Source organism: Massilia psychrophila (genome assembly GCF_002760665.1).
Classification (GTDB): Bacteria; Pseudomonadota; Gammaproteobacteria; order Burkholderiales; family Burkholderiaceae_D; genus JAFCUW01.
In genome coordinates this window covers 51,808-69,264 of sequence record NZ_PDOB01000023.1, presented here as the reverse complement: position 1 = coordinate 69,264, position 17,457 = coordinate 51,808, and the positions used below count along the sequence as shown (strand labels likewise).

The following is a 17,457-nucleotide window of genomic DNA, read 5'->3' as shown; positions in this document are numbered from 1 at the left end:
TGCGGCGCCGATACAAGGTCATTCGCCGACCAATTTTATGCGTTCGCAGCACAAGTCCGTCCAGTTTGAAGGGGGAGATTCCATTTCTGGAAAATTCCGTCTTTTGCCGAACAACGCGACGGAGCCATCGACCCTGCCTGTTCCATTAAAAGTGGATAATGGGCATCCTCTTACTCATGGTTACCGAATGACATTTGCTTGTTCCGCCTTGCTCGTGCCCGGCGCCCGCCCCATCCTGCGCCTTTGCTGCGTCAGGCAGATGCACGCATGACCACCATGCAACTAGTCGGCGCCGTCCTGTTCGGCTGCGCCCTGATCCACACATTCGCCGTCAAGACGTTCGGCGTGCTGGCGCGCCGCCATCCGCGCCACGCCGGGTTGTTCCACCTGCTGGGCGAAGTCGAAGTCGTATTCGGTTTCTGGGCCTTCGTGCTGGTGCTGGCGATGGCGCTGCTGGCGGGCGGCAAGACGGCGCTCGAGTACGCCGAATCGCGCCACTACACCGAGCCGCTGTTCGTGTTCGTGGTGATGGTGGTGGCCGCATCGAAGCCGGTGCTCGAGAGCGTGCGCGCCGGGCTCGCGGGGCTGGCGCGGATGGCGCCGGTGCGCACCGAGCTGGCGCTGGTGTGGCTCGGCCTGGCACTGGTGCCGCTGATCGGCTCGCTCATCACCGAGCCGGCGGCAATGACCCTGGCGGCGCTGGTGCTGGCGCCGCAAATTTTTCGTCCTAGCATTCCCGAGTGGCTTAAATACGGCGCCCTTGGCGTGTTGTTCGTCAACGTTTCGATCGGCGGCACCCTCACCTCGTACGCCGCGCCTCCGGTGCTGATGGTGGCCGGCGCCTGGGGCTGGGACAGCGCCTTCATGGCCAGCCATTTCGGCTGGAAGGCGGCGGTGGCGGTGGTCATCAACGCCACCGGCATCAGCCTGCTGCTGCGCCACCACGTCGACGCGCCGCCCTACGCGGCGGCGGCCGACGCCGCGCCGCCCGAGCTGGTGCCGCGCATGCCGCGCCTGGTCGCGCTGATCCACCTCGGTTTCCTCGCCGCGGTGGTGATGCTGGCCCACCATCCGGTGCTGTTCATCGGCCTGTTTTTGCTGTTCCTCGGTTTTACCCAGGCCTACGCGCGCTACCAGGATCCGCTGATCCTGAAGGAAGGTTTACTGGTCGGCTTTTTCCTGGCCGGACTGGTGGTGCTGGGCGGCATGCAGCAATGGTGGCTGCAGCCGCTGGTGTCCAGCCTCGGCCCGACGGCACTGTTTTTCGGCGCGCTGGGACTGACTGCAATTACCGACAACGCCGCCCTGACCTATCTCGGTTCGCTCATTTCCGGCCTCGGCGACGACGAAAAGTATATGCTGATGGCCGGGGCGGTGGCCGGCGGCGGACTGACCGTGATTGCGAATGCGCCCAATCCGGCCGGCGTGGCGCTGTTGCGGCGCGGCTTCAACGACGAATCGATCGGCGCGCTCGGCCTGCTCCTTGGCGCGCTGGCACCGACAGCGGTTGCGGCGGCCATGTTTCTGCAATAAAGTTACGCTACATATTCGAGTCCCGCGGAGGCAGCATGAACGACCCTGTCCTGGCCAGCAAGATGGTGATGATCGCCCACTGCGTCGCTCGCGCGCGCGAAGAATACGACAAGGACCCGATCACCTTTTTCGGCGACATCACGCGGCGCGACGCCGCCACGCTCAACGTGCTGCGGGCGTGGGAGGCGGCGGTCGAAATGGGCGACGAAGTGATCGGCACCCATGCGCTGGGCACCCCTGGCGACGAGCGCGAAGTGTTCACCCTGCTGGCCGCGGGCGGCTGGATCGATGCGGCGCTGGCCGAAGACCTCAAGCGCACCAGCGAATTTTGCCGCGCCGAATTCGATTACCAGGCCGCGCCGCTGCCGGCCCTGGTGACCGTCGTCAAGCGCGGACTCGACGGCCTGCAGGCGTTCGCGCTGGCGCTGGTGACGCGCGAAGCGAAAGAGAACAGCGAAGCCGGCGCTTCAGGCGCTGCGCCGGTGGCGTGAAAAGAAATCGAGCATCATCTTGCCCGCTTCCGGCCCGCGCCCGGAATTGAACGCCACCTTGCCGTCGCCGCCGCTCCACGCATGCTTGAGTTCGGCGATGCGCGCGACCCGCAGCATCACCTTGCGGCCGCGGTAGACGTCGCGCAGCTGATAGCCGTGGCGGCGCCTGTTACCGGGCTTGAGCGCGAGCTTTTCAACGCTGTCGGCCGGCAACGCGTTGACCAGCATCGCCTGGCGCGCCAGCTGGATCTGGTTGATGGGACGCACCACATGGTCATCCTCGCCCTGGATCAGGATGGTTGGCAGCGGCGGGAACACGGCGCCGGACCCGGACACCGTTCGCTTGTCGAGCATTTCCTCGATCGCGCCATCAACGCGCGCGCCGGCGCCGTGCTGCATCACCCCCAGCGCGCCGATGGTGCTGTGGCCGGCGCCGAAAATTGGCCCTGAGTGCAGGCCCAGGGCGGCGAACAGCTCGGGATGGTTGAGCGCGACGATGTTGGCCATGCCGGCACCGGCCGACATGCCGCAAATATAGATGCGCGAGCGGTCGATCGGATACGCGGCACTTACCTGGTGGATGATGCCGACGATCAGCGGCACGTCGCCGCCGCCCTGCTGGGTGGCACGGTCGTACCATTTCCAGCAGCGGCGAGGATGGGTGCCGAGCGCCTGCTGGGGATACACCACCGCGCAGCCGGCGCTGTCGGCCAACTGATTCATCCGGGTTCCAGCGGCAAACGAGGTCGCGGTCTGGTCGCAGCCATGCAGCATCACGATCAGCGGCAGGCTTGGTGCGGCCACCGTTTGCGCCGGCGATCGGTCGGGAAGATACAACCAATAGCCCAGGCGCCGCATGCGCATGGGATTGCCGCCGCTCGAGCCCGCATAGTGGGAAGCGAGCCATTTGCCTTCGGCACGGGCCGCCACCATGGGATGGGCGGGCTTTGACTTGAGCGGAGCAGTGCTGGTCGCAACCGTGACCGCCTTTGGCGTCAGCCTGGGCTTCGCTTTTCGCTTCGGTTTGGGCTTGGGCGGCACCAGCAGGGTGCCGATCGCGCGGGCGACCGAACGCTGCTGCTTGTTTCCCGCTCGCAGCAGACTGCGCAGGAAGAGGCTACTTGCTTTTACCATCGGAGCCTGGTGAGCGGCGTATTGAGGCACGCAAACAGGTACGCCGCGAACGAGCGGGTCGGGATCGATTTGGCCAATGGGCCGGCGTTGTTGCAGCGCGCTGTGACGAACATTATGGGAAGCCTCCGTGTTTTGTACCAGAATAGCTACGGCACAATTGCCCATCTGTGCGGTAGCGCGCATAGGACAAAAACGCAACGAATTCTGGGAGGCAATCGCTTTCTCACCGCTTCCACACGATTGATGCGGATCAAAAGACAGCGCAAAGCGCGCCTTATCTTAGGAGACGCGGAGCGACGCACAGGCGACGCACCCCATCATATGAGGAGATCAATCGTGACTTTTTTAAACAGGGACAAGTACGGCATGTACCAACAGGGCGCCAGCGGCTCACGGGGCCCGGGGCCTGCGCTGATGGGCGCCGACACCTTGCTGGGCGAAGACGTCATCAACGCCGAGCAAGACAGCCTCGGCGACATCAAGGAAATCATGATCGACATGCGCAACGGCCAGGTCGCCTACGCGGTGCTGGCCTTCGGCGGCATGCTCGGGGCGGGTGAAAAATTGTTCGCCGTGCCGTGGCAGGCGCTGCAGCTCGACACCGTCAACAAGCGCTTCGTGCTCGATGTCGACAAAGAGCGGCTGCAGTCGGCGCCCGGCTTCGACGCCGACGCCTGGCCCGACATGACCGATGCCAGCTGGGCCAACCAGGTCAACACATTCTACGGCACCGCCCCGTCGCGCAGCGCAAGCACGGGCACGAATATGGCGGGCGCCATGGTGGGCGGCGCCCTCATGGGAGCCGGCGCGGCCAGCATGGGCGCCGGGCATGCAGGCTCGATGGACGAAACTGAATCCACCCTCGACAAGGCAGCATTAGGGGAAGCAGCAACGGGACCGGAATGAACAGTCGCGCACGGTAAAGTGCTGCGACGCTTTGCTACGCCTCAGGCGCCGGTTCAATCAAGCCCTCCCATCACCGCTGCATCGACTCCCACACCTTTTGCAGGCGCTTGGCCGACACCGGCATCGGCGTGCGCAATTCCTGGGCGAACAGCGACACCCGCAGCTCTTCCAGCATCCAGCGGAACTCGGTCATGCGGGGGTCGGTGTTTTTACCGGCCTGCACCTTCGAGATGCGCAGGAACTGGCTGGCCGCGCCGTTCCACTCGGCCATCGATTTCGCATCGCGCACCGGGTCGGCACGCAGCTTTTCGATCCGCACGTTGACCGCCTTCAGGTAGCGCGGGAAATGCGCCAGCTGATTGAACTCCGTCTCGGTCACGAAACGCTTGTGGACCAGGGCTTGCAACTGCGCCTGCATGTCGGCTGCCGCCTGCGGCTGCACGCCCTGCAGCTTCTTCGGCAAACCGTGGAACTCGGTGAGCACCAGCGACACCAGCCGCGCGATTTCATTGACCAGCAAGCCCAGGCGTGACTTGCCCTCGTCCTTGCGCTGGTTGAACGAAGCTGCATCGCCAGGCAAGGGATCCTGCAGGCAGGCGATGTCGATCGCCTTCTGGATGATCTGCTCGCGCAACTCTTCCTGCGAACCCATCGCCATGAACTGCATGCCCATCTGCTGCATGGCGGGGATGTTTTTCTCGACGAACTTGAGCTGTTCCTTCAGTTGCAGCGCGAACAGGCGGCGCAGGCCGATGCGGTGGGTGCGCGACGCCACTGCCGGGTCGTCGAACACTTCGAGGTCGCAATGGGTCCCCTTGTCGACCAGCGCCGGAAAGCCGATCAGGGTCAGCTTGCCCTGCACGATTTCGAGCAGCTCGGGCAATTCGCCGAACGTCCACGCGGTCAGGCCGATATGGGCGCTGGCCTTCGGCGCGGCCGACGCTACGCCAGCAGTACCAACAGCGCCAGGCGCGGCGCTTTTGGCTTTGCCGGCAGGGGCCGCAGCCGCCAACGGCGCCGCCTGGGTCGTCGCCTCGGCCAGTTTCTGGAAACTCTGGCGCGCCTGGCCGCCGAATTCGGCCTGCAGGTTGGCCAGGTTGCGGCCCATGTCGAGCTGGCGGCCATGCTCGTCGATCACCTTGAAATTCATGAAGTGATGGGCCGGCAGGGTTTCGAGCTTGAAGTCGGTGCTCATTACCGCCAGGCCGGTGCGGGTGCGAACGTCGGCGATGATGGCATCTAACAGGTCGCCGCGGCCGAACAGGCCGGCATCGAACATGCGCTCGCAAAAGCGCGCCGCAAAATCGGGCAGCGGCACGCAATGGCGGCGCAGTTTTTGCGGCAGCGACTTTAAAAGCAGGTGCACCTTCTCCTTCACCATGCCCGGCACCACCCACTCGGCGCGCTCGCGCGGCAGCTGGTTGAGCGCGAACAGCGGCACCGACAGGGTGACGCCGTCGCGCAGGCTGCCCGGCTCGAAGTGGTACGTCAATCCCATCTCGATGCCGGTGACCGTCAGCGTTTTCGGGAACAGCTCGGTGGTGACGCCGGCCGCCTCGTGCCGCATCAGCTCTTCGCGGTTGAGGAACAGCAGCTTCGGATTGTCGCGCGTGATGTCCTTGTGCCATTTTTCGAAGCCGGCGCCATTCACCACGTCGGCGGGGATCAGCTTGTCGTAGAATGCCGCGATCAGGTGGTCGTCGACCAGCACGTCGAGCCGGCGCGACTTGTGTTCGAGGTTTTCGATCTCCTTGATCAGCTTGTGGTTGTGGTCGAAAAACGGCGCGCGCGTGTCGTAGTCGCCGCCCACCAGCGCTTCCTGGATGAAGATCGAACGCGCCTCGAAGGGATTGAACTGGCCGTAGTGGATGCGGCGCTGGCTGTACACCACCAGGCCATACAAGGTGGCCTTTTCCGACGCGGTGACCTGGGCGGCGCGCTTTTCCCAGCGCGGCTCGCCCCACGATTTTTTCAGCAGGTGGGCGCCGACGCGCTCGACCCACTCGGGGGCGATCTGCGCCACGCAGCGCGCGTACAGCCGCGTGGTGTCGACCAGTTCGGCCGCCATCACCCACTTGCCGGGCTTTTTCAGCAGCGACGAGCCGGGCCAGATGTGGAACCGGATGCCGCGCGCGCCCAGATACCCGGCGCCGGGTTCGTCCTCGCCTTTGAAGCCGATGTTTCCCAACAGGCCCGTGAGCAGCGCCGTGTGCAGGTTCTCGTAGGTGGCCGGCAGTTCGTTGAGCCGCCAGCCCTGTTCCTTGACGATGGTGAGCAGTTGCGAATGGACGTCGCGCCACTCGCGCAATCGCACCTGCGACAAAAAATTGGCGCGGCACGTTTCCTGCAACTGGCGGTTGGTTTTCTTGTGCTCGATCGCGGTTTCGAACCAGCGCCATATTTTTATGTAGGTGAGGAACTCCGACTTCTCGTCGGCGAACTTCTTGTGCGCTTCGTCGGCCGCCTGCTGGTGCTCCATCGGCCGGTCGCGCGGGTCCTGCACCGACAGCGCCGAGGCGATGACCAGCATCTCGGTGAGACAGGCGTTCTCCAGCGCGGCCAAAATCATGCGCCCGACACGCGGATCGAGCGGCAGCTTGGCCAGCTTGTGGCCGAGCGGCGTCAACCCATTGACGTCGTCGACCGCGCCCACTTCCTGCAGCAGCTGGTAGCCGTCGGCGATCGCGCGCCCTTGCGGCGGCTCGATAAATGGGAACGTTTCGACGTCCGTCAGGTGCAGCGCCTTCATGCGCAGGATGACCGCCGCCAGCGACGAGCGCAAAATTTCCGGCTCGGTAAATTTGGGCCGCTGCAGGAAGTCCTGCTCTTCGTAGAGCCGGATGCAGACGCCGTCGGCGACGCGCCCGCAGCGCCCGGCGCGCTGGTTGGCCGCCGACTGCGCGATCGGCTCGACCTGCAATTGCTCGACCTTGTTGCGAAAACTGTAGCGTTTTACGCGCGCAAGACCGGCGTCGACGACGTAACGGATGCCCGGCACGGTGAGCGACGTTTCGGCGACGTTAGTGGCCAACACGATGCGGCGCGCATTGCTGATTTTGAAAACGCGTTCCTGCTCCTCGACCGACAGGCGGGCGAACAGCGGCAGTATCTCGACGTGCGGCGGATGGTGCTTGCGCAGCGCCTCGGCGCAATCGCGGATCTCGCGCTCGCCCGGCAGGAACACCAGCACGTCGCCGGAACCTAGCCGGCACAGTTCATCGACGCCGTCGACCACTGCGTCCATCAGGTCGCGTTTTTCGCGTGCCGCCTGCGCCTTTGGCGCCGGCTTGCCGGTGTCGGGAGCGCCGGTCAGCACCTGTTCGCGCTCGACCGGGCGGTAGCGCACTTCGACCTGGTACAGCCGGCCCGACACTTCGATCACCGGCGCGAGCTTGCCGCCAACGCCGAAGTGGCGCGCGAAGCGGTCGGCGTCGATCGTGGCCGACGTGATGATCACCTTCAGGTCGGGCCGGCGCGGCAGCAGCTGCTTCAGGTAGCCAAGCAGGAAATCGATGTTCAGGCTGCGTTCGTGCGCCTCGTCGATGATGATGGTGTCGTAGTTCTTGAGCAGCGGGTCGGTCTGGGTTTCGGCCAGCAAGATACCGTCGGTCATCAGCTTGACCGAGGCGCCCGGCTGCAGCGTGTCGGTGAAGCGCACCTTGAAGCCGACGTGCACGCCGAGGGGCGAGCCGAGTTCCTGGGCGATGCGCTTGGCAGTCGACGATGCGGCGATCCGGCGCGGCTGGGTATGGCCGATCATGCCCTTCTGGCCGCGCCCGAGTTCGAGGCAGATCTTCGGCAGCTGGGTGGTCTTGCCGGAGCCGGTCTCGCCCGACACGATGATGACCTGGTTCTCGAGGATCGCGGTGGCGATGTCGCCGCGCCGCCCCGACACCGGCAAGTCCTCGGGGAAGGTAATCGGAGGCAGCGGCGTGCGCAATGCTTCGCGCGGTGGCCGTGGCGATCGTGGTTCGCGGGGCGCCTGCGGCTGGCGCGGCTTGTGCGGCGCGGGCGGCGCGACCGGTGAATCGGTCGGCGCGGAAATTGGCGGCGGTGTGGCGGGCAAACCCTTGTTACTTTGTTCTGACATTGTTTTTACATGTATTTAGCGCGCAAGTCGCGCAGCGAATTATAATGCGGCAAATGGAAACCCCTACCCAATTCGTCCAATGGCTGCGCTCAGTCGCGCCGTACATCCACGCATTCCGCGGCAAGACCTTCGTCGTTGCCTTCCCCGGTGAACTGGTGATGGCCGGCGCGCTGACCGTGCTGGCCCAGGATTTGTCGCTGCTGGTTGCTCTCGGCATCCGCGTCGTCATCGTCCACGGCTCGCGCCCGCAAGTGGCCGAGCAACTGGCGCTGCGAAACGTCGAGGGCCGCTTCCACAACGGCATCCGCATCACCGACATCGCCGCGCTCGAGTGCGCGAAGGAAGCGGCCGGCGAACTGCGCCTGGACATCGAAGCGGCCTTCAGCCAGGGCTTGCCGAACACGCCGATGTCGAATGCCGCCATCCGTATTATCTCGGGTAATTTCGTCACAGCGCGCCCGCTTGGCGTAATCGACGGCGTCGACCTCGAGCTGACCGGCGTCACCCGCAAGGTGGCGGCCGAGACGATCCACCCGATCCTGGCCACCGACAGCGTGGTGCTGCTGTCGCCGCTGGGCTTTTCGCCGACCGGCGAAGTCTTCAACCTGACGATGGAAGACGTCGCCACGTCGGCCGCCGTCGCCCTGCAGGCCGACAAGCTGATCTTCATCAGCGAAACGCCGATGATGCAGGATGCGGCCGGCCTTGAAATCCGCGAACTGTCGTCGCACCAGGCCGAAGCGGTGCTGCAAGCCGGCTTCCTGCCGGCCGACGCCGCCTATTACCTGCAACACGCGATCAAGGCCTGCAGCAGCGGCGTCGACCGCGCCCACATCGTGCCGTTCGCGATGGACGGCTCGGCCCTGCTCGAACTGTTCACCCACGACGGCGTGGGCACCATGATCAGCCACGAAAACCTCGAAAGCCTGCGCAAGGCGAACATCGACGACGTCGGCGGCATCATCAAGCTGATCGAGCCGCTCGAGGCCGACGGCACGCTGGTCAAGCGCGGGCGCGAACTGATCGAGCGCGAGATCGACAATTTTTCGGTGATCGAGCACGATGGCGTGATCTTCGGCTGTGCCGCGCTGTACCCCTTCCCTTCGGCCAAGATGGCCGAAATGGCCTGCCTGACCGTCAATCCCGAGGTGCAGACCCAGGGCGACGGCGAACGCATCCTGCGCCACATCGAAAACCGCGCGCGCGCCGCCGGCTTCACCAAGCTGTTCGTGCTGACCACCCGCACCTCGCACTGGTTCCAGAAGCGCGGCTTCGTGCCGGCCACGGTCGATGCGCTGCCGAAGGACCGCCAGCACATGTACAACTGGCAGCGCAAATCCCAGGTCCTGATCAAGCCTTTATAATCACGCTTTCCCCTACTATCCCTCCCTAGGAGCACACATGGCCCGCACCGTCCATTGCATCAAACTGAACAAAGAGGCCGAAGGGCTCGACTTCCCGCCGTATCCGGGCGAGCTGGGCAAACGAATTTACGAGCAGGTGTCGAAAGAGGCTTGGGCCGCGTGGCTCAAGCACCAGACCATGCTGGTCAACGAAAACCGCCTGAACCTGGCCGACCTGCGCGCCCGCAAGTACCTGGCGGCGCAGATGGAAAAACATTTTTTCGGCGAAGGCGCCGATGCGGCCATGGGGTATGTGCCGCCGGCGGAGTAATTAGCAAACGAAGTCGTCGCCGCGCATGCGGCGACGACTTAGATCACATCGCCCTGCACTGCCTCAATTCACAGCGCGCCATGAACACCTTGCCGCTGCTGCACACCATCCTGTAGACCTCGACTGGGCCCGGCTCCGTCACCAGCCCCGCCCCCTCGTTGCTCGAGCACGCCTGAAGCTTGCCGAGTTTTTCGACCGTCACCGACGATATCCCCGGCCGGAACGCGATGCGCTCGATCAGCTGGGCCGGTGCCGCCTGCGCGACCGATGGCGCCGGCGCCATCGGCGCGGTTGGGGATTTCACGATCGCACAGGCGCCCAGCAAGGACGCGCACGCCACCAGCAAGGCCAATCGCCTCATCAGTGCTCCTTGAATCAAAAAGTAAGCGTTTTGACGCCGTCGCCGGTGCCCAGCAGGCAGACGTCGGCGCCGCGTAGCGCGAACAGGCCGACCGCGATTACGCCGGGCACCTGGTTGATTTCCCGCTCGAGCGCCACCGGATCAAGGATGGCCAGGCCCGCCACGTCGATGATCTCGCCGCCGTTGTCGGTAATGAAGGCCTGGTCGCTACCGGCGTTGGTGCGCATCGTACGCAGCTTCGGCTGGCCGCCGAGGGCGGTCAGCTTGCGCATCACGGCCGCGCGCGCCATCGGCAATACCTCGACCGGCAGGGGAAACTTGCCCATCACCTCGACCAGCTTGGAGCCGTCGGCGATGCAGATGAACTTGCCCGACACCGACGCGACAATTTTTTCGCGCGTCAGCGCCGCGCCGCCGCCCTTGATCATCGCGCCGCTCGCGGTGATCTCGTCGGCGCCATCGATGTAGACCGCAATTGAGGTTACCTCATTGAGGTCGAACACGTCGATGCCGTGACCGCGCAGGCGCGCAGCTGTCGCTTCCGACGACGCCACTGTGCCCTTGATGCGGTGTTTGATCTTTGCCAGCTCGTCGATGAAGAAATTGGCGGTCGAGCCGGTGCCGACGCCGATGATTTCACCGTCGACGACGTAGTGAATGGCCGCCACGGCTACCGCTTGCTTGAGTTCGTCTTGGGTCATGAATTCGGGAAGTGAGAGAAGAATGCCGACATTTTAACGGATCAACCGTAGCGCGACCGCCTGGCAACCATAAATACCTTTGTCGGACAGCAAATGTAAAGACGCACCAGCGCGCGCCAGCGCAAACAGTATTCCTTTTTGGAAAATTTCCAAATGGAACCATGGGACAATGTCCTACGCCTTAAGTTAATCAGAGGGAACCAGAAATGAACGATTCCAAAACCGTCCTCGTGGTCGACGACAGCCGTGTCTCCCGCATGATGGCGCGCCAGTTCATCCTCGCCAGGCAACCCGGCTGGCTGGTCGAGGAAGCGGCAACCGGCGAGCAGGCGCTCGAGATGGCGCAGGCGATGTCGCCGGTGCTGATCCTGGTCGACGTCAACATGCCGGGCATGGGCGGGCTGGCCGCCGCCGGCCACCTGCGCGTCATGTGCCCGCACGCGCACATCTCGCTCGTCACCGCCAACGTCCAGAACACCACCCGCAACCGCGCTTCCCAGATGGGTATCGGCTTCATGGAAAAGCCGATCACGGAGGAGCGCATCCACGCCCTGTTGGGCGCGTTGGAATAAGCATGCTCGAGCTCAGCGAACTGCAGCACGATGCGCTGGTCGAAATTTTCAATATCGGCGTCGGCCAGGCCGCCAGGGCGATGAGCGAGATCGTCAGTGAAGAAGTGACGATGTCGGTGCCGTCGATCCGCTTCCTCAACCGCGCCGACGCCGCCGCCATGCTCGGACACACCGACGGCCAGCGCGTGTGCGGCGTCAGCCAGCATTATGAGGGCGCGTTTACGACCGAAGCGATTCTCATGTTCCCCGAAGACAAGAGTCTCGACATCGTCCGCCTGATGGTCGGCGAGGCGGTGCCGTTCACCGAGTTGAGCGAGATGGAACAGGAGGCGATGAGCGAGATCGGCAACATCATCCTGAACTCGTGCGTCGGCACACTGGCCAACCTGTTCGAGCACGAATTGCGCGGCTCGCTGCCGCTGTACCACCTGGGCAGCAGCGAAGACATCCTCAGCGCCACCGGCGGCCAGGCCGACACCGTGGTGCTGATGCTGCATATCGACTTCATCCTCGAAACCCACCAGATCCACGGTTATGTCGCGTTCATCCTCGACCTCAGCGCGCTGGATGACCTGCAAGCGCAGGTCGACCGTTTCCTCGCCAAAATCGAAGGCAGGGGCTGACATGGACGCTGTTGCAACGATTCATCCGGGCATGCTCGACAGCGTGTTCGGCGTCATCGACCTCGGTGCGGTGGTGCTCGACCACCAACGCCGGGTGGTCTTGTGGAACCACTGGATGAGCCGTCATTCCGGCCACGAAGCGGGCATGGTGGTGGGACGCGATTTCTTTGCCGTGTTTCCTGAGCTGAGGGGCAAGCGCCTCGACAACGCCGTGCTGCAGGCGCTGCGCGACAATTTTCCGGCGGTGCTGTCGCAAACCTTGCACAAGGCGCCGATCCCCCTGTTCGCCAACCACGCGGCGCGCACCAGCGGTGTGCGCATCCAGCAGGCGGTGGCGGTGACGCCGTTAGCGGTGACCGGCGCCGCGCGCCATTGCCTGATCCAGGTCAGCGACGTCAGCGCGGCGGTGCACCGCGAACGGCTGTTGCGCGACCAGGCGCTCGAACTGCGCTCGCAGACGTTTTCGGACGGCCTGACCGGCATCGCCAACCGCCGCCATTTCGATTTGGCGATGGAGAAGGAACAGCGGCGCGCCAAGCGCTCGGCGATCGCGCTGACGATGCTGATGATCGACATCGATTTCTTCAAGGCTTACAACGATCACTACGGCCACCAGCAGGGCGACGACACCCTGATCAGGGTGGCCGGCGCGCTGGCGGCCATGCTGCAGCGCCCGCAGGACCTGATCGCGCGCTACGGCGGCGAGGAGTTCGTCGTGATCCTGCCCGACATGGACAGCGCCAGCGGCGCCAGGGTCGCCGAAAGCTTGCGCCAGCGCATCGCGCAACTGGCGATTCCGCATGCCGGCGCGCCGGGCGGTCACGGTTCGCAGCGCATCACCGTCAGCATCGGCGTGGCGACGCAGGCGCCGCACCAGCCGGTCGAAGTGGCCGCGCTGATCGGCGCCGCCGACCGCGCCCTGTACACCGCCAAGCGGCATGGACGCAACCAGGTGGTGATCGAAAACCCGTAGTCTGCGTGAATCCGCGGGCCGCTAGGCCAGCCCATCGCCGCCCTCCTCAACATGTATGCATGTTGCAGTAATTGCAAAGTTATCGCACACTCTCGATATCGCGCCACGGCGCTTCACCGGGCTCAAGTGTGGATAACGATGAAAATACTCACGAAAAAACGGGTAGTGCTGGCGCTCGGACTGGTGTTGGCCGCCGCCGCCGCCGCCGCCTGGCTGTACAGCAAAAAAGAAAAGCCGCTGCCTGCATCGAAATACCGCACCGTCGCCGTCGACATCGGCAACCTGACCCAGACCGTCAACGCGACCGGCACCATCAACCCGGTGGCGTTGATCAACGTCGGCTCGCAGGTATCGGGCACCGTGGTCGAACTGAAGGCCGACTTCAACGACCACGTAAAAAAAGGCCAGGTGCTGCTCAAGCTCGACCCGACCATCTTCAACGCCCAGATCCGCCAGGTCGAGGCCAGCGTCGCTTCGGCCCAGGCCTCGATGCGGCTGGCCCAGGCTAATTTCGAACGCAATCAACGCCTGGTCGGCCAGAACTACATTTCGGCGCTGACGCTGGACCAGTCGCGCCGCGAACTCGACGTCGCCAGCGCCAACGTCAAGCTGGCCGAAGCGCAACTGGCGCGTTCCCAGGCTGACCTCGACAACAGCGTGATCCGCGCCCCGATCGACGGCGTCGTCATCAAGCGCACCATCGACCTTGGCCAGACCGTGGCGGCGTCGTTCACCACGCCGAACCTGTTCCAGATCGCGCGCGACCTGACCAAGATGCAGATCGACACCAGCGTCTCGGAAGCCGACGTCGGCGCGTTGAAGGACGGCCAGGCGGCCCGCTTTGTCGTCGACGCCTACCCCGACCGCGAATTCGACGCCAGCACGCGCCAGTTCCGCCTCGCCGCCAACGTGGTTGCCAACGTCGTCACCTACAACGTCGTGCTCGATGTCGAGAACAAGCAGGAATTGCTGAAACCCGGCATGACGGCGCAGGTGCGGCTGGTGGTGGCCAACCGCGAAAACGTGATGCGCATCCCGACCGCGGCGCTGCGCTTCCGGCTGTCGGACGAGGAAGCGGAGAAAGAACTGAAAAAACAGAAGGCAGATAAAGGAAAGGCGAACCGGGCCGCGCCTGGCGCCCCCGCCGAACCCGCCGTGCCCGTGGCGGCCGAGGACGACGACCTGTCGTTCCACAGCAAGAACGAAGCGGCGCGCCAGTTCAAAATTTACAAGCTTGACGCCAAAAACCAGGCGGTGCCGGTCGATATCAAGATCGGGCTGTCGAACTTCCGCTTTACCGAAGTGGTCAGCGGCGACCTGAAGAAGGGCGACAAGGTTGTCACCCGCAGCCTGATCGCCCAGGACAAGCCGGAATGACAGGGCCGCTGATCGATATCCGCGCCGTCAGCAAGAGTTATTTTTCGGGTAGCGTGGAAACGAAGGTGCTGTTCGGCATCGACCTGCAAGTGTCGCGCGGTGACTTCCTTGCCGTGATGGGGCAGTCCGGCTCGGGCAAATCGACCCTGATGAACATTTTCGGCTGCCTCGACCAGGCCACCAGCGGCACTTACCTGCTTGACGGTATCGACACACTGACCCTGTCGCGCGCCGAACTGGCGATGATCCGCAACCGCACGATCGGCTTCGTGTTCCAGAGCTTCAACCTGATCAAGCGGATGAGCGTGGCCGAAAACGTCGCGCTGCCGCTGATCTACGCGGGCGTCGCGCGCGGCAAGGCGCACGCCAAGGCGCTAGCCGAGCTCGAGCGCGTCGGCCTGCTTGACTACGCCAAACGCACGCCGAACCAGCTGTCCGGCGGCCAGCAGCAGCGCGTCGCCATCGCCCGCGCGCTGGTCGGTGACCCGCCGCTGATCCTGGCCGACGAGCCGACCGGCAACCTCGACACCCAGACCAGCGAAGAGATCATGCGCTCATTCCAGCAACTCAACTTCGACCGCGGCATTACCATTTTGCTGGTCACCCACGAGCCCGACATCGCCGCCTACAGCAGGCGCCTGATGCGCTTGAAAGACGGCCGCGTAATCTATGACGGCCCGGCCGCCGAAGGCTTGCGTCAGATGGCGTTGAGCCACGAAAAGCATGCACGGGAGCAGGGACAGGAACAGGAGAACCCGCCATGAATTTCTTCCAGGTCAGCGTCGAAGCATTCCGTTCGATGGGCGCGAACCGACTGCGCACAGTGCTCACCATGCTCGGCATCACCATCGGCATCACGTCGGTGACGTTGCTGCTGGCGCTGGGCGACAGCATGCAACGCTTCATCGGCAAGGAACTCGAGGCGCTCGGCACCAACATGCTGTACGTTTTCCCCGGCGGCAATCGAACCGAAGAACGGCGGCTGCGCGCCAACGCCGCGCCGGCGCTGACCTTCGCCGATGCCCGCGCCCTCAACTCGCTCGGCAGTCTGACCGGTTCGGCGCCGGCGCTGCAAGGCAGTTTCAAACTTACCGCCGGCAACGAAACGGCGAACGCGATGGTCTTCGGCGTGACGCCGGAGATGTTCAAGATCCGTGGCTGGAAGCTGGAACTGGGCAGCAGCTTCAGCGAGGCCGATGTGCGCGCGGCGGCCCGCATGGTGGTGATCGGCCAGAAGGTGGCCGATCAGTTCTTCTACAAGGCCGATCCCCTGGGCAAAAGCATTCGCATCGAGAACATTTCCTTCCAGGTGGTCGGCGTGTTGCACGGCGAAGGCAAGCAGATCGACGGCGGCAACCTGGCCGACCTGGTGATCGTGCCGATCACGGCGGCACGCGCCAACTTGGTGCGCACCCCCTTCCCCGACAATGTGCATTACATCGCCACCCAGGGCAAGTCGGGCCAGAGCCTGCTCGACGCCATCGAAGACATCAAGGAGGTGCTGCGCGACCGCCACCGCATCAAGGTCGACGCGCCCGACGACTTCCGCGTCGAGAACGTCGCCTCGTTCGCCGAGACGGCAGCGAAAATCAGCGCCGGCATTGCCCTGCTGCTGGGGATGATCGGCGCCATCTCGCTGGTCGTCGGCGGCATCGGCATCATGAACATCATGCTGGTATCGGTCACCGAACGTACCCGCGAGATCGGCATTCGCATGGCAATCGGCGCCAAGCCGCGCGACGTGCTGCTGCAGTTTCTCACCGAAGCGGTGGCGATCTGCCTGGCCGGCGGTGTGGTCGGCATCGCCATTGCCGCCGGCTGCGCGGCCGGCATCACCGCCACCGGCAAGTTCGACGTCTTTATCACCGCCGAGGCGATTGTCGTCGCCTGCGGCTTTTCCAGCCTGGTTGGCGTGTTTTTCGGCTTTTATCCAGCCCGGCGCGCGTCGAAACTGCTGCCGGTCGACTGCCTGCGCTATGAATAAGCGCGCTATTTCAATTTGAATGGAGAACCCATGAAATCGATCTTTACCGGCGCTTGCGCCGCATTCTGCCTGCTGTTATCCGCGCAGGCAGCGGCCAACGACTATTCCGCGCTGCTGAAAACGCGCAAATTTGCCGACGTCGAGCGTATTGCCAGCGCAAAGCTGGCGCAGGATCCGGCCAACGTTGATGCCCTGGTGGCGAAAGCGGAAGCCATCCTTGCCAGCGGGGCGGCAGGCCGATTCGAGGAAGCGGTCAAACTGGGCGAAGCATGCGTCAGCGTTCACCCGCAGCTGTCGAATTGCCACCTGACGCTGGGCAACGCCCTCGGCGCCAAGGCGATGTCGAACGGCATCATGTCGGCGATGGGCTACGCCGGCACCATCCGCGACGCCTTCAAGAAAGCGGTCGAACTCGATCCGCACAACATGGAGGCGCGCTTTTCGCTGCTGCAATATTACATGCAGGCTCCGGCAATCGTCGGCGGCGGCAGCGGCAAGGCCAAAGTGCTGGCGGCGCAGACCGCCAGCATCAACCCGGACGGCGGCAAGCTGATGCTGGCGCGGCTCGACGCCTCCGACGACAAGCTGGACAAGGCTGAAGCGGCGGTGCTGGCGATGCCCACCAGTAGCAACGAGGCGGTTGCCGAAGGTCAGCGCGACCTGATGGTCAACCTCGGCAACAAATACCTGAGCGACAAGCGTTTCGCCGACAGCGAGCGCATGTTGCGCGAGGCCTTCAAGCGCCATCCGGACAGCGACGGCGCGCTATACGGCCTGGCGCGGTTGCAGCAGGAACAGGGCAAGCACCGCGAAGCCCTTGCCACCATGGAACAAGTGACCCTGATGAACCCGCGCCCCAGCACCTGGTACCGCATCGGCCAGTCGCAGCAGGCGCTGGGCGAGAAGGCAAAAGCGACGGCGGCGTACGAAAAGGCGCTGGCATTCAAAGGGGCGATGTCGCCGAAAATGAAGGCGGATGCGGAAGACCAGTTGAAAGCGCTGAAGACCAAGGCCGGAGGATGAACACGATGTTACGGG

17 protein-coding genes are annotated in these 17,457 nt (G+C 64.2%); 13 read left to right on the top strand and 4 right to left on the bottom strand.

Translation table 11 applies throughout. The annotated features are described in order from the left end of the window. From CR103_RS23030 to hepT, 3 genes are all read left to right on the top strand, one after another. Positions 1-271: hypothetical protein (locus tag CR103_RS23030; protein WP_218968490.1), on the top strand; the 271-nt coding region annotated here is incomplete at its 5' end. Continuing rightward, positions 268-1,533 (top strand): putative Na+/H+ antiporter, encoded by a 1,266-nt coding sequence (locus CR103_RS14490; protein ID WP_099916681.1) that lies wholly within the window; start codon positions 268-270, stop codon positions 1,531-1,533. The genes CR103_RS23030 and CR103_RS14490, both read left to right, overlap by 4 nt. Positions 1,534-1,568: 35 nt before the next feature. Further along, on the top strand, positions 1,569-2,024 hold the full coding sequence (hepT, locus tag CR103_RS14485) for a type VII toxin-antitoxin system HepT family RNase toxin (RefSeq protein ID WP_099916680.1): 456 nt from the start codon (positions 1,569-1,571) through the stop codon (positions 2,022-2,024). Here hepT and CR103_RS14480 read toward each other — a convergent pair. After that, positions 2,001-3,158 carry an extracellular catalytic domain type 1 short-chain-length polyhydroxyalkanoate depolymerase gene (locus CR103_RS14480; RefSeq protein WP_099916679.1) on the bottom strand — a complete coding sequence of 386 codons (1,158 nt, stop codon included), beginning with the start codon at positions 3,156-3,158 and terminating at the stop codon, positions 2,001-2,003. The genes hepT and CR103_RS14480 overlap by 24 nt on opposite strands. 336 nt (positions 3,159-3,494) lie before the next feature. Here CR103_RS14480 and CR103_RS14475 point away from each other — a divergent pair, with 336 nt between their 5' ends. Next, on the top strand, positions 3,495-4,064 hold the full coding sequence (locus tag CR103_RS14475; protein ID WP_099916678.1) for a PRC-barrel domain-containing protein: 570 nt from the start codon (positions 3,495-3,497) through the stop codon (positions 4,062-4,064). Between the two features lie 70 nt (positions 4,065-4,134). Here the strand turns inward: CR103_RS14475 and hrpA are convergent, their stop codons facing one another. Continuing rightward, complete coding sequence (gene hrpA / locus CR103_RS14470) at positions 4,135-8,154, bottom strand: ATP-dependent RNA helicase HrpA (RefSeq protein ID WP_099916677.1); 4,020 nt, start codon at positions 8,152-8,154, stop codon at positions 4,135-4,137. Between the two features lie 53 nt (positions 8,155-8,207). On the opposite strand from hrpA, the gene argA reads away from it, so the two are divergent. Both argA and CR103_RS14460 read left to right on the top strand, forming a co-directional pair. Further along, positions 8,208-9,518, top strand: a complete 1,311-nt coding sequence (gene argA, locus CR103_RS14465) for an amino-acid N-acetyltransferase (protein ID WP_099916676.1) — start codon at positions 8,208-8,210, stop codon at positions 9,516-9,518. Between the two features lie 37 nt (positions 9,519-9,555). After that, complete coding sequence (locus CR103_RS14460) at positions 9,556-9,828, top strand: oxidative damage protection protein (RefSeq protein ID WP_099916675.1); 273 nt, start codon at positions 9,556-9,558, stop codon at positions 9,826-9,828. Positions 9,829-9,871: 43 nt separating this feature from the next. On the opposite strand, the gene CR103_RS14455 is transcribed toward CR103_RS14460, so the two are convergent. Both CR103_RS14455 and rpiA read right to left on the bottom strand, forming a co-directional pair. Further along, positions 9,872-10,189 carry a hypothetical protein gene (locus tag CR103_RS14455; protein WP_099916674.1) on the bottom strand — a complete coding sequence of 106 codons (318 nt, stop codon included), beginning with the start codon at positions 10,187-10,189 and terminating at the stop codon, positions 9,872-9,874. 14 nt (positions 10,190-10,203) lie between these two features. Beyond that, complete coding sequence (gene rpiA / locus CR103_RS14450; protein WP_099916673.1) at positions 10,204-10,890, bottom strand: ribose-5-phosphate isomerase RpiA; 687 nt, start codon at positions 10,888-10,890, stop codon at positions 10,204-10,206. A gap of 206 nt (positions 10,891-11,096) precedes the next feature. Here rpiA and CR103_RS14445 point away from each other — a divergent pair, with 206 nt between their 5' ends. From CR103_RS14445 to CR103_RS14415, 7 genes are all read left to right on the top strand, one after another. Next, positions 11,097-11,462 carry a response regulator gene (locus CR103_RS14445; RefSeq protein ID WP_099916672.1) on the top strand — a complete coding sequence of 122 codons (366 nt, stop codon included), beginning with the start codon at positions 11,097-11,099 and terminating at the stop codon, positions 11,460-11,462. A 2-nt stretch (positions 11,463-11,464) separates the two neighbouring features. Next, complete coding sequence (locus CR103_RS14440; protein ID WP_099916671.1) at positions 11,465-12,085, top strand: chemotaxis protein CheC; 621 nt, start codon at positions 11,465-11,467, stop codon at positions 12,083-12,085. Between the two features lies 1 nt (position 12,086). Continuing rightward, a complete protein-coding gene (locus CR103_RS14435) occupies positions 12,087-13,058 on the top strand; it encodes a GGDEF domain-containing protein (protein ID WP_229443091.1) in 972 nt (323 codons plus the stop codon). Between the two features lie 138 nt (positions 13,059-13,196). Next, entirely contained in the window at positions 13,197-14,435 is a 1,239-nt protein-coding gene (locus CR103_RS14430; RefSeq protein WP_099916670.1) for an efflux RND transporter periplasmic adaptor subunit, read from the top strand. After that, positions 14,432-15,199 carry an ABC transporter ATP-binding protein gene (locus CR103_RS14425; RefSeq protein WP_099916669.1) on the top strand — a complete coding sequence of 256 codons (768 nt, stop codon included), beginning with the start codon at positions 14,432-14,434 and terminating at the stop codon, positions 15,197-15,199. Before CR103_RS14430 ends, CR103_RS14425 begins: the two co-directional genes overlap by 4 nt. Beyond that, positions 15,196-16,419, top strand: a complete 1,224-nt coding sequence (locus tag CR103_RS14420; RefSeq protein ID WP_229443078.1) for an ABC transporter permease — start codon at positions 15,196-15,198, stop codon at positions 16,417-16,419. Before CR103_RS14425 ends, CR103_RS14420 begins: the two co-directional genes overlap by 4 nt. Positions 16,420-16,449: 30 nt before the next feature. Beyond that, positions 16,450-17,442 (top strand): tetratricopeptide repeat protein, encoded by a 993-nt coding sequence (locus CR103_RS14415; RefSeq protein WP_099916668.1) that lies wholly within the window; start codon positions 16,450-16,452, stop codon positions 17,440-17,442. Positions 17,443-17,457 lie beyond the last annotated feature (15 nt).

Bases quoted from the DNA above. Each gene is read 5' to 3' on its own strand.
- CR103_RS14415 (WP_099916668.1), top strand. From the start codon at position 16,450: ATGAAATCGATCTTTACCGGCGCTTGCGCCGCATTCTGCCTGCTGTTA.
- CR103_RS14490 (WP_099916681.1), top strand. From the start codon at position 268: ATGACCACCATGCAACTAGTCGGCGCCGTCCTGTTCGGCTGCGCCCTG.
- CR103_RS14455 (WP_099916674.1), bottom strand. From the start codon at position 10,189: ATGAGGCGATTGGCCTTGCTGGTGGCGTGCGCGTCCTTGCTGGGCGCC.
- CR103_RS14445 (WP_099916672.1), top strand. From the start codon at position 11,097: ATGAACGATTCCAAAACCGTCCTCGTGGTCGACGACAGCCGTGTCTCC.
- hepT (WP_099916680.1), top strand. From the start codon at position 1,569: ATGAACGACCCTGTCCTGGCCAGCAAGATGGTGATGATCGCCCACTGC.
- CR103_RS14460 (WP_099916675.1), top strand. From the start codon at position 9,556: ATGGCCCGCACCGTCCATTGCATCAAACTGAACAAAGAGGCCGAAGGG.
- CR103_RS14435 (WP_229443091.1), top strand. From the start codon at position 12,087: ATGGACGCTGTTGCAACGATTCATCCGGGCATGCTCGACAGCGTGTTC.
- argA (WP_099916676.1), top strand. From the start codon at position 8,208: ATGGAAACCCCTACCCAATTCGTCCAATGGCTGCGCTCAGTCGCGCCG.
- CR103_RS14425 (WP_099916669.1), top strand. From the start codon at position 14,432: ATGACAGGGCCGCTGATCGATATCCGCGCCGTCAGCAAGAGTTATTTT.
- CR103_RS14420 (WP_229443078.1), top strand. From the start codon at position 15,196: ATGAATTTCTTCCAGGTCAGCGTCGAAGCATTCCGTTCGATGGGCGCG.
- CR103_RS14480 (WP_099916679.1), bottom strand. From the start codon at position 3,158: ATGGTAAAAGCAAGTAGCCTCTTCCTGCGCAGTCTGCTGCGAGCGGGA.
- CR103_RS14440 (WP_099916671.1), top strand. From the start codon at position 11,465: ATGCTCGAGCTCAGCGAACTGCAGCACGATGCGCTGGTCGAAATTTTC.
- hrpA (WP_099916677.1), bottom strand. From the start codon at position 8,154: ATGTCAGAACAAAGTAACAAGGGTTTGCCCGCCACACCGCCGCCAATT.
- rpiA (WP_099916673.1), bottom strand. From the start codon at position 10,890: ATGACCCAAGACGAACTCAAGCAAGCGGTAGCCGTGGCGGCCATTCAC.
- CR103_RS14430 (WP_099916670.1), top strand. From the start codon at position 13,197: ATGAAAATACTCACGAAAAAACGGGTAGTGCTGGCGCTCGGACTGGTG.